This window comes from Porphyromonas levii (genome assembly GCF_018206105.1).
Lineage (GTDB): Bacteria > Bacteroidota > Bacteroidia > Bacteroidales > Porphyromonadaceae > Porphyromonas_A > Porphyromonas_A levii.
The window spans coordinates 1-12,225 of sequence record NZ_JADRGN010000050.1 but is presented as its reverse complement, the minus strand read 5'-3'; the positions used below and the strand labels follow the sequence as shown (position 1 = coordinate 12,225).

Genomic DNA, 12,225 nt, shown 5'->3' with positions numbered 1-12,225 from the left:
GTATGTTTGTAGGGGCAGTTTCTGACAACTTTGATGAACGCATAGAACAAAAGATTTTCCATGCAGAGATTGTAGTGGACTCAGCCAAAGTCTCTGCCGAAATGAAGCAATACCAGTCCATCCCCACAATCGCAGACTTCACCAAAGCAGATGGCTCCGATGGTCTCCAAGAAACCATCGAAGCCAACTATCGCCAAGTCAAGCAAGATGTCCTTGTCCTTGTGGACTCCGAAATCACCCGCATCAAGTCCGACCCCTCACTTGCTCATCTGCTAAAAGAGTAAATACTAATTTAATTCTATGAATTTTAGTGCAATAAATACTAAATTATTACTCTCAGATATATATGTTAATTTCAATTAATGCAAAGAGTATAATTGGTTACCAAGGTTCTCTTATTACCCTATTTTCTATAGGTGGTTCTCCATATAAGCCTCTAGATTCATTTATTCTTCTCTGTAAGTCAATACGTTCTTGTTCAGACAGCTTCCGACCTTGATAAAAGACTACTGTATCTAACTCCGTGTACAAATCTGTTCTTGCAATATATGGAAGATAAAATTCATTGAGAAAATATGCATCTAATTCGGATAGCTCTAAGTTCTTTGTAATCCTAGCACCACCTTTTTTTAGAAAAGTATATCCTCCATTTTTACTATAGCCCTTAGAGTGAGGCATAGTAATAGAATTATAATCAAAATACCCTCTTTGAGTGTAATTTTTACCGACTTTGTTAAAACACCAGTGAATATCGCTAGGAATGTTGTTCCAATTTATAGTTACATAATCATCTCGATCTTTCCTTTGTACCTCATTAAACATGCCACCAGCATTACACAATGCATGCATTAAAAAGGCCTCCAACTCCTCATCTGTTCCAGAAAAATTTGAAGGAACGTCAATGTATTGTTCACCTCCGGACATGCCAAAACTTCCACTGACCCCGAAATCTTTCTGGACTAACCTTACATAAACATTAGGTAATTTGATATGATAAGGCTCGGCATATTCAGGATCCAATTGTGAGTTATAGAATCTAACATTGGTCTTGGATTCTATTTTGTCTACGGCGCTATTTAAAGCATCTCGAACCCGATCATCTAATCTTGCCGTTTTTACTCTAATCATTGTCCAATAACGACCAGGGTAAGATCCCCAAACCCCTACTGCTCGGAGATTGCTATCGATATTACTTGGTAATTCAAAAATCCCCCACCGTGAAGGTACATGCTCAGAAATGATATTGTCCCAAGAATTTTTCTCTTGTTCCGGAAGAAATACACTCCCAACATTCTTTAGATTTTCTTTTTGAAAATCAGTCAGTGTTGCAATGAACGAAGGAGAGTCTAAATCTAGCTCATCTATTGAAACTCCAGAAGTAGAGAAACATGGAGTGTCAATTTCATCTTTTTGACAAGATGACAACACACTAATAAGAATAAGTGCGATTAGGGTTATTACCCTTGTAGTAAACTTGTAGCTCATAACTTGATAAATATTATTTAGTTTGACATTTATTTAATTTTTCCACAATCTTTAATATGTTATTATACTCTTCATCAGTAATTCCGATGCTTTTTGCATCCTCAATTGAGAGATCAAGAATAAACTCTTTCTCACTTTCAGAGTACCTCACTAACTCAATTAGTGCATTATCAGTGTTTTTCTGGTAGAGGAATAGCAATTCCTCTCTAGATGGCTTGTCAGTCGTAAACTCACTTTCATTTTCCGATGAATCTACTTTTAAATGCTCTTGTGGGCTACAAGAGAATAACCCAAGAAAAACTACAATAAGCAAAACGCTAAGGACATTTCTTACATTCATGGTCTGTATGACTTATCTGTGATTACTTCTCTTACGATATACACTAGCATTCATTGATCCTACAATGCTCTTATATATATCTATATTATTATTCAAATCAAATGTAAATGACAAATAGGGACTCTCTTTACCATCAACGGACATTAACTTTGAGTCTATTATCGATACTGCTCCAGAAGCGATATGAAAGCCCCAATCTGCGTAATCAGGGTAAAAAAGTACAATCGCTTTGTAATTCTTTTCATCTGGGTCAATAGGGTTGTTATCACACCAAGCTTTAATTTGAGTAAAAAGTGGTTCACTTTCTCGTATCTCTATGCTGGTCAGTTCAAAATCAATTTTACGCTCTTCTGTATTTAATGGGTAGTGCAAGTAAAACTCAATCATCTTCTTGTCGCTATTTTGCTTATTATTATTTTCTTCCAGAAAAATCGAACCATACAATAGAGAATGATCCGCGTCATAATCGAAAACAAGTTGTTTGTACGGAAATACCCCCAACCTATTGCTATAAACAACATGTTGATACTCAACTCCGTCTATATTTGCATTGGCAAGAACGAGCTCTCTAATAGGAAACATATCATCAAGAGTCATATTTCTAAAGCAGCCCGAAGAGATTAGGCAACAGAAAGCTACCCAAAACAATAATCTAGCATCCTTTATTAAATACCTCATAGTCAAATTGATTTGTAAATAAATTTAACAGGCATATATTGTATAACTTCGCCCGAATAATTCTTCATTGCAATGATATACACTTGAACTTCTCCATCTAAAGAGTTTTGCTTAATCCAATTAATCTCGGACTCTGGAATAATATCCTTAATCAATGCACCACCACTTCTTATTGTAATTTTTCTTGTATTGCCGCTCGGGGAAAGCACCAATGCTGTAATTGGCATCCACTCCCTTCCTTTATATTTATCTGCGATGTTGGGTTTGTATTCAAGATACAATCGAGCTGATTTATATGAATATGACCTCATATTTTCTTTATAAAGGTTTGCGTTTGAATCGATATAATAGGTTTGATTCTTAGAATAGTAAATTACTTGGGAATTCACAGAGGTATGAACCATTTCTCCTAAATCACCATTTGTGTCTTGAACCTGCATAAATATGGTAACGGAGGGTTGGCTATCTTCAGATTGAATCATTATTTCATGCGAATTGGACTCAAACCAACGAATTTTGGAGTTAGGGTATTTAATTCCCCATCTAAAGACCAAAGTATTCTGAGAATTTACACCATCATCAAATTCTAGGTCAATACATTTAGCACTGACTTTATACCCACCAGGGACATGATTTGCATTTAAAATGAATCTTGGCATTCCCACTACAATAATTGTGCTATATACATCTTGAGAACATGTTGTCGCTGTAATCAGAACGTGACCTTTACCCTTTACAGAAAGGACTCCATCTGTTGAAATATTGGCTATTTCAGGTCTCTCACTATGCCATTTAACTACACCATTATATTCAGAGAGCGAATATTTTGCACCATCAAAACCATTTCGAGGACCGATGATTGATGTCTTAAGATTCCGATCAATCCAATCTATGCCATCCCTCGTGAAAAAGCTATGAGATTGTGATTGGGTGTGAACAAAATAATTAGATCCAAAAGGAGATTCATCTCCCATAGGGGGGCGAAAAAACAAATCGGATTTGCTATTTAAGCCATCTCCAAATGCTAATGCACTTGAGGTAGGAATAAATTGAATCTGAGGTGCTACATTTGTGTCAAATCTGTAATCATAAAATAATGGTATGCCTCCAGATGAGTTAACAATATTACCTTGGAAATCTCTATCTATGCCGTAAAAAGATCCAGGAAAAAAGTCATAACATAAGACATTCGGAAAAAACTTGTTGTAATTAAATAATTCTCGAGTTATAGGAATGAGCCATAGAAACTTCTTTTTGTATTTTAGATTTATACTAGTGATGTTATCACCTACTTTTTTTGCAGGATATAAATCAAAATTACCATCGATTGCTGTTCTTCCAGGTAGTAGTGTTAGAAGTCCTGAGACAATATCATTTAAGGCAAAGCCAATGCTAGTTGCAGCAACAAGTTTCCATTTCAAACTCAAGAATGAAAGTGCCGTTGAGAGTAATTCAGAACCCGCAGAAAAATCTGTAGTTATGAAATATGATGATATTTGAGGGGTCTTATAACAGCCATTAGAAACTGAGAGATTTTTTATTGGAAAACCAGTATCACCTTTGGGAAATCCCAACTCATTTAGCTCATTTTGCCACCTATAATGCTCTTGGTTATTAAAATTTCCCGCAGGATCTACAAAGTATACCAACATTTGCTGAGCAGAGTTAGAATAGGCGAGAGACTTGCCGATCTCAATAATACTACTGATATTAGCAGAATCTAAGATAAGTTGCTTCATCAATCCGCGACTCTCTATAAACTGAAGTAATCCATGGAAGCCATATAAAACACCTAGAGGAATGTGTGCACCTAAATGAGGAGAATCATAACTAATATAAGATGACACATCGTGTTTACTGTTCTTTACTTCCATAGTTCTTAATGCATAACGAGCAATTAACCCCCCCATACTATGTCCTATTACTACATTCTTTTCAGAGCTTCCTGATTGAGATTTGAGTAAATTAACCTTTTTAATAACTTCAATCAATGTATTGGCATTTGCTTGAATATACTCTCCAGAATTTCGCCAATCTACATAGACTAAATCAAAGCCCTGCTGCCATAATAAATTACGTAAATCCCGAGAACTTAACACTAAATCAATTGTCCAAACACCTTCACTAGTTTGTCCATTCATTGTGAAATCAACTCTTGGGTCAAAACCTTCTACAATAATAAAAGGCTTTTTCAAAGAACCATGTTTTTTTCCATATTTAATATAGACATCAGCTTCTGTTTGAATACCTTTATAGCTACTTCCATGGGCAACAAAATGTGTGTCATAATTAGTATTTTGAGATGCACTTCTAAGTTGTCCAGACATCTTCTGAGGAACAACATATACTGAGGAATGTGTTACGAAAACCCCACCATCATTTGTTTGAACTTTAAGTTTAATGTTATTTTCACCCTCCTCTAATCTCACGGACAATGGAGAATCAACTTTGATTATTTTATACCCTTCTCCGTAGTCAATTGAAATAATAATATTATTGCCCTTGAAATTAGTAAATACTAAATCCGAAGGGATAATTATCTTTAAATCAGGTTGCCATATAATTTCATCCAAGGCACAAGCGGCAAAGACTTGCTCAGTCTCGTACGGACTTACATTTTTATTTACGTGAAATACCTGTTCGTTTTGATAAGCAATAATACCATCTCGTAATGCATTTGCTTTTATACGTGCATATTTGTATAGCATATAGCTAATTCGAAGTGTGCCCTCTTTTTTTGAGTCAGAGCTTGCTTTGAGTCTATTGCTAAGACGATCAGCCATATTATCGTTAAAAACATAGGCTGAACAGATAGTATTAAGAAGGTTGCCATATGTGCTAATATTTACTTGGTTGTCTGGTTTTAATTCTACTTGACCATTGTATAGGTCGAAATCTTCGTCTTCAACAGCGTAGTCTCTTAGGAATCCAGTAGGTATGGTTGTTTTATCAATATGCTCAAACATATGATTCAAATAACCTCTTAAACCATTAGTGTCTTGAGCCTTTCCAGTTAAAGAAAGCATTGTAATCAAGATACATAGAATTAGTTTTATGCTTCTGTTCATAATAATTATTGCAATTTAGTTGAGAAACACTTAACGGGGAATATTATCGATTGTTAATAAAATAGTTCCATATGAAAAACGACCACTTTCTGGAACAAGTAATAATATTTTATCTCCTTTCTTTAACTTATTCGTCCTAATTAACTCATCCAAAGCAACATATATAGCGGCTGAACCAATATTGCCAACAGAAGTCAAGTTTGTGAACCACTTTTCTTTGGTTAGAGCTATATTCCTATTCTTTATCTCATCATTGAGTTTCTCGTAGAAGAACATTGAAGAGACATGCGGTATAACATAATCAATATCTTCTGCCTTTATCTTATGCTTAGAAAGAACTTCTTCTATATGATCTACCCAATACCTAATGATATACTTCTTTAATTGTCGAATATCCTGCTTCCCTACAAGTACACCACGCTCTACAATCTCCTCTGGAGAAAATTCTTTCCAACTCTTTAATCGACCATCAGGCTCTAATTCGGAAGCCATAAACATACATGTAGGCAACTCATTGGCGTAGGAAGTCATATCTATCCATTCAATTTTCATCGAGCAATCACCTTGAGGTTGGTCTTGAACTAAGACAGCTCCTGCACCATCCGACAACATAAACCTCATAAAGTCTTTCTCAAAAGCCATATAAGGATCTTTATTTGGGTTGTTATGCGTAATCTCATACTCGGGGTCATAAAACTTAGAAACTAAAGCTGGAGAAGTCAATTCAGAAGCTACACAAATTGCATTGTGATGAAGACCAGCAAGAATATTGCTATAACAAATCTTCAATGCTTGTAAAGATGTCAAGCATACACCCGCTGATGAAGATATCTCCATGGGAAAATTCCCAAGTTCACCATGAACCATAGAAGCATGCGAGGGAAGTAGTTGGTCGGGTGTGCTTGTTCCACAAGCGAGTAATGTCACATCATTAGGTACTTCTCTGTCATCAAATAGTCCTCTGATAGCTTCAGCAGCCATTAGTGCATTTGAGTGGGTTATTTTGTGCTCCCTATTCAAAGCATAATAGCGATTGAGAATGCCATTTTGTCTGAGCACAATACTTCTCACTCTTGAAGGATTACCTCCTATCTTGCCAATAAAGTCTTCAATTTCATCATTAGAAACTGGTGCGTTTGGTAAAAACGATGCTACGCGATTGATATAAACAGAAGCCATGGTGTTATTTTAGTCTGATTAAGTTGTATATATTCATCCATTGTGAGCGAAGCTCTTCAACTACTAATTCCTCATTTAGGGAGTCACTTATAGATTTTCCAACATATATGTTTCTAAAGTTAAGTGCAAGTTGTTCAATATCCACCGTATTTTTAATTTCATTGGCTTTTATAGCTTCTTCAATTACATCCACCCATTTCTCTTGGTCATTATAACTAGACTCCTCAATCCTCGTCTTCGTGTTTGGATAGTTATTCCTAAGGTAAAATACTAAAGCAAAGAGATTCCTTGCTGATACTTCATTTCCAAATCTTTCGTGAAATAACTTCATTCTATGCTCTATATTTTCAAGCGTAAGGCTTAGAAAGGTTCGTAGAGGGGAACTAATACTTGTATGGTCTGGCACTGATTCGACTGGCGTAGACCCTAAAAACTCGAAAACAAACTTCCCTATAGATTCAATAAATATACTTTCTTTGCTTTTGAAGTGGTGGTAGATTCCACCCCGAGAAACCCCGCAAGCCTTTTCTATATCAACAAGGCTTACAGCTTCATATCCATTCTTTAGAAAAAGCATAAATGACTCTCTCAATATTTGCTCTTTATTACTCATTTATAATATCTTTTCAAATGTGTTATGTCGCATGATACTACACATACCGACTAATTGGTTTCTCGTCAAAGCTATGGATATTTATTGATATAAGCAAAACAATTTCAAGGTTTCAGATTGTTTTTTTTGATTTATTAACTATTGAGAGTCGGAATTTAACTATAGATAATCTCACTTCCCACTTAACAACTATATTTCCCTGCATTTCACAGTTTGGAAATCGTTTTGCCTTAGCAGATATATTTGCGTGGTAATTTGATTGATAACCAATAGAATACAAGTTATGGAACAGAATGAGAATGGACAAGAGTATGTGCTGATACTGGAGGATCGCACGGAGATAAAGAGTGAGCAGGAGGCTGGGAAACTCTCCGTAGTTTCGGGCATCGATGATAAGGGCAAGCTCAAAACAACTGAGCCACTTGAAGCCAACCAAGCGGCTTTTCTGAAGTTCAACAGCAAAGATGGACTGCTGAAGAACTTTATGACCAATTTCCTTAGGCAGTTCAATAACCCGACCCACTTCGGGCTGTACAAGGTGGCGGCTCAAGGAGTAGAGAAGAGCGTGGATGCACTCAAGACCATGCTGCCTGAGCGAGAAGACCCAAAGATAAAGGCTGAGCTGGAGAAGAGTCAGGTTCACTTTGAGGACTTTCTCCCTATGCAGAAGAAGGCGACAGCCATTCCCGAGGATAAGGTGGATTGGAAGCAGTTAGAGACCATTGGGGTGACCAAGGAACGATTAGAAGAGAGTGGGCAACTCGAAAAGCTCCTTAATTGGCAGAAGTCCGACCTTGTCACCATCGCAGTTAAAGCAGGTAGTGAGACCATCTACACCGATGCTCGGCTTGCTCTTCGTACGAATGAAGATGGCGAAATCGGTCTCGCTATCCACAACATCCGCAAAGAACCAAAACTCGATTACCCATATTTGGGGTACAAATTCACTGATGATGAGAAAGTGACACTTCAGACCACGGGTAACCTTGGTAAGGTGGTGGAACTGACACCAAAGAATGGCGAACCATTCTCCGCTTATGTCTCCATTGACCCACTGACCAATGAGTTGGTCGCTCTCCGTGCCGATAGAGTCTCCATTCCGAAGGAGATTAAGGGCGTAGAGCTAACTGACCAGCAGTACAAAGACCTCGTGGAGGGCAAGGCGGTGAAAGTAGAGGGGATGCTCTCCAAGAGCAATAAACCTTTTGATGCGACCCTCCAAGTCAATGCGGAGAAGAAAGGCATCGAGTTTATCTTTGATAATACGAAGAGCTACAAACAGCGACTCGAGCAGTCGCAGGAGCAGCAACAGCCTCGTATTCCCAAGAAGCTATGTGGTTTGGAACTCAGCGATAAACAGCACCAAGCTCTCTCCAATGGTGCCACCCTCTATCTCAAGAATATGGTGGATAAGCAGGGGCAGTCATTCAATGCTTATGTCAAGCTGATGCCCGAGGAGAACCGACTACGCTTCTTCCGCTTCAATCCCGACAGGAAGCAGTCTGCCGATAAGGTGGAGGCGGTAGCCGAAGAGCACAAAACCCAAGTGGCGGTTAATATCGAGGGGAAGACCAACGAAGCGACAAAGAAGTTGGAAGAACCCCTCAAACCTAAGCAGACCCAGCCTACAGAGAAGCAGGCAGAGCAGCAAGCCGAGAAGAAGAAGAAGGTCTCACGAGGTCGTAAACTCTAATCCCCCATAGACTATGACTACATGTATTATTGCAGAGAAGCCCTCTGTGGCTCGTGATATTGCCCGTATCGTTGGGGCAACCCAAAAGCAGAACGGCTATATCGAGGGGAATGGCTATCTCGTCACTTGGGCTATTGGTCATCTTATCACCCTTGCTATGCCCGAAGTATATGGATTTAAGGAGTACAGAGCAGACGACCTGCCGATACTCCCCAATCCACACCAGTTGGTAGTGCGACAAGTCTGCAAGGACAAGGAGTACCACGATGACCCATCAGCCCTTAAGCAACTCAAGGCAATTCGTCATTGCTTTACAGAAGCAGACCAAATCATCGTTGCTACCGATGCAGGACGAGAAGGTGAACTCATCTTTCGCTACATCTACCACTACTTAGGTTGCCAAAAGCCTTTCCAAAGACTTTGGATCTCTTCACTTACCGACAAAGCCATCACGGAGGGACTTACCCAGCTGAAACCAGGCAATCAATACGACAACCTCTACCTCTCCGCTAAAGCGAGGAGCGAAGCCGACTGGTGCGTAGGCATCAATGCCAGCAGAGCTTTGTCCATTGCACGCCGTGGCGGTTACTCTCGTGGTGGTTACTCTCTGGGGCGAGTTCAGACACCCACTTTGGCTATGATCTGCTCTCGCTACCTCACGAATAGAGCGTTTCAGTCAGTGCCTTACTGGAAGCTATCCACTTTCATCAACCACCCCGACCTCACGCTCCAAGCCAACTCTCTGGAGCAATATGATAATGAAACGGCAGCCGAGAGTATGCTCGCACAGCTCCGCTCTCACGGCTCGCTTACGGTCACTAAGGTCACAAGAATGGTGACGGAGACTCCGCCACCACTCTTGTACGACCTGACCGCACTCCAAAAGGAAGTCAATAGTCGCCACGGTTTCTCTGCCGACAAGACCTTGTCTATCGCCCAGAGCCTCTACGAGAAGAAAGTAACCACCTACCCACGCACGGGTAGTCGCTATATCTCGGAGGATGTGTTTGAGGAAGTCCCAAAGCTTATCGCCAAAGTACGGAAGCAGGCGCTTCCTATCCCTCTCAACCGCCAATCGGTGGACGACAGCAAGGTGACCGACCACCACGCTATCATCCCGACCGGCGAGGAGTCCCCGATGCTCTCTGCCGATGAGCAAACCATCTACACGTTGATTGCCCATCGCTTTGTCGAGGCATTCCTGCCACCCTCCCAAGAGGAGCGTATGCAGGTAGAACTGACAGACGGCACACACCATTTCATCTGGAAAGGTCAGCGACCAGTTGCCCTTGGCTGGAAGGTAGTACAACGTAAGAGGGACGATAAAAGGAAAGAGAGTGAAGAAGAGGAAGAGTTGAATAAGCTCCCAGCTATCTTGGAGGGCGAAACTCTATCCCTACAGAGTGCCGAGCTACTGAAGCAAGCCACCAAACCAAAGCCACTCTACACAGAGGCGACCTTGCTTTCAGCAATGGAACATGCTGGTAAAGAGGTCGAGGATGCGGAGACTAAGAAAGTCCTTTCGGAGTGTGGTATCGGCACGCCAGCGACAAGAGCCAATATCATTGAGACCCTTATCCTCAGAGACTTCATCCGTAGGGAGAAGAAGTCGCTCGTCCCTACCGACAAGGGACTTGAGGTGTTTGAGGTGGTCAAAGAGATGAAGATTGCCAATGCGGAGATGACAGGCAATTGGGAACTCTCTCTTGCGGCTATTGAAGCAGGAGCTTTAGATATTGGAGAGTTTGAAGAGGGTATCAAGGAATACACTCGCCAAATATGTAGTGAGTTATTGGCACTGACTGTCCCCACCAAGAAGTACCCGACTTACAAATGTCCCAAGTGTGGTAAGGAGAGCTTCGCTATTTACAATAAGGTAGCGAAGTGCAAAGATGAAGCTTGTGGTTTCAAAGTCTTCCGTGAACTCTGTGGTACCTTCCTCTCGGACAGTAATATCCAAGACCTCATCACTAAGGGCAAAACACCCACCCTCAAGGGAATGACCAGCAAGGCAGGTAAGAAATTCAATGCCCAATTTGTGCTAAAAGAGGACTTCTCCACCGCTTTTGAGTTTGAGGCTAGAGCCAAGAAAAAGTAGGAATACCCCACGGAGATAAGCGGTATAGGCGTATAAGACAACCGAGATAGCTATCACGCTTGAGCGTTTGATACTGAAAGCATGACCCTTTAATATATATTAATTGCCTCAATTAGTATACATTAAACGCACCAATTAGTATATATTAAAGTAGGTGATTAGTATATATTAAAGGGTCATACCATATAGCTATAAGGTTCAAGGGATATCCTATCAGTCGTTCTTGTCTGATACCTATAGCGGTCATTCTATCGAGGGAGTATTGCTCATCCATGGTAAGATTTCGATATGGCATATAATAAGCAAAAGGTATTGCAAGAGAATAGCGAGGCAATACGAGTGATCCTTAGACTGGAAAAAGAGAGGAGACTACCGACCACTGAAGAGCGGGAGCAACTGCTCCGCTATCAAGGTTTCGGTGGACTAAAGTGTGTCCTCAGTCGCACCGACAGCGATGAGGATATCCGCTATTGGGCTATGAGCGAGCAGTCGCTCTTTGAACCGACTCGTCAGCTGAAGCAACTTATCTATCGGGATGCTCTGGATGCGAATATGGCGAAGCGGTATTGGGATAGCATTAAGTCGAGTGTCTTGACCGCCTTTTATACCGACCAGCGGATAGTAGATGCGATTGCTCAGGGGATAGAGAGCAGTGGCATTCGGCTCCATCGTGTGCTCGATCCATCGGCAGGTATGGGAGCTTTCACCACTGCCTTTGCTACTTCGCCAACAACCAAGGTGTATGCCTTGGAGAAAGACCTCTTAACCGCTCGTATGATGCAAGCCCTCCACCCGATGGGTGAGGGGAATATCCAAGTCTATCAGAAGCCCTTTGAGCAGGTGGATGACTTAGGAGCAGAAGGGGGAGGCTTTGACCTTATAACCAGCAATATCCCCTTTGGCGATTTCTTGGTTTACGACCGAGGTTTCCTTAAGAGTGATGAGGTGATTAAGCAGACTTCTACCAAGTCAATCCACAACTATTTCTTCGTCAAGGGACTTGATGTGCTGAAGGAGGGCGGTTTGCTCGCTTTTATTACTTCACGAGGTGTCCTGGACTCACCTAAAAAT

9 protein-coding genes and 1 pseudogene are annotated in these 12,225 nt (G+C 40.7%); 4 read left to right on the top strand and 6 right to left on the bottom strand.

Translation table 11 applies throughout. The annotated features are described in order from the left end of the window. Positions 1-284 (top strand): annotated as a pseudogene (locus IX315_RS08665) (conjugal transfer protein TraG); the annotation flags it as partial. A gap of 97 nt (positions 285-381) precedes the next feature. Here IX315_RS08665 and IX315_RS08660 read toward each other — a convergent pair. The 6 genes from IX315_RS08660 to IX315_RS08635 all read right to left on the bottom strand — a co-directional run bounded on the left by IX315_RS08660 (position 382) and on the right by IX315_RS08635 (position 7,363). Next, complete coding sequence (locus IX315_RS08660) at positions 382-1,485, bottom strand: M12 family metallopeptidase (protein ID WP_211637246.1); 1,104 nt, start codon at positions 1,483-1,485, stop codon at positions 382-384. 13 nt (positions 1,486-1,498) lie between these two features. Further along, positions 1,499-1,825 (bottom strand): hypothetical protein, encoded by a 327-nt coding sequence (locus tag IX315_RS08655; protein WP_211637248.1) that lies wholly within the window; start codon positions 1,823-1,825, stop codon positions 1,499-1,501. A gap of 12 nt (positions 1,826-1,837) precedes the next feature. Then, on the bottom strand, positions 1,838-2,422 hold the full coding sequence (locus IX315_RS08650) for a hypothetical protein (protein ID WP_211637250.1): 585 nt from the start codon (positions 2,420-2,422) through the stop codon (positions 1,838-1,840). Positions 2,423-2,505: 83 nt separating this feature from the next. Continuing rightward, positions 2,506-5,571 (bottom strand): alpha/beta fold hydrolase, encoded by a 3,066-nt coding sequence (locus IX315_RS08645; RefSeq protein ID WP_211837375.1) that lies wholly within the window; start codon positions 5,569-5,571, stop codon positions 2,506-2,508. Between the two features lie 30 nt (positions 5,572-5,601). Next, positions 5,602-6,750, bottom strand: coding sequence for a beta-ketoacyl-ACP synthase III (locus IX315_RS08640; RefSeq protein ID WP_211833766.1), 1,149 nt, complete (start codon positions 6,748-6,750; stop codon positions 5,602-5,604). A 4-nt stretch (positions 6,751-6,754) separates the two neighbouring features. Continuing rightward, positions 6,755-7,363, bottom strand: coding sequence for a TetR/AcrR family transcriptional regulator (locus IX315_RS08635; protein WP_211637256.1), 609 nt, complete (start codon positions 7,361-7,363; stop codon positions 6,755-6,757). 283 nt (positions 7,364-7,646) lie between these two features. Here IX315_RS08635 and IX315_RS08630 point away from each other — a divergent pair, with 283 nt between their 5' ends. The 3 genes from IX315_RS08630 to IX315_RS08620 all read left to right on the top strand — a co-directional run. Next, the gene (locus IX315_RS08630; RefSeq protein ID WP_211837374.1) at positions 7,647-9,056 is read left to right on the top strand and encodes a DUF3945 domain-containing protein; all 1,410 of its coding nucleotides are present in this window, start codon (positions 7,647-7,649) and stop codon (positions 9,054-9,056) included. Between the two features lie 13 nt (positions 9,057-9,069). Then, positions 9,070-11,154 (top strand): type IA DNA topoisomerase, encoded by a 2,085-nt coding sequence (locus tag IX315_RS08625; protein ID WP_211837373.1) that lies wholly within the window; start codon positions 9,070-9,072, stop codon positions 11,152-11,154. A 288-nt stretch (positions 11,155-11,442) separates the two neighbouring features. Continuing rightward, positions 11,443-12,225 (top strand): Eco57I restriction-modification methylase domain-containing protein (locus IX315_RS08620; protein WP_211837372.1); only part of this gene is annotated, 783 nt, incomplete at its 3' end.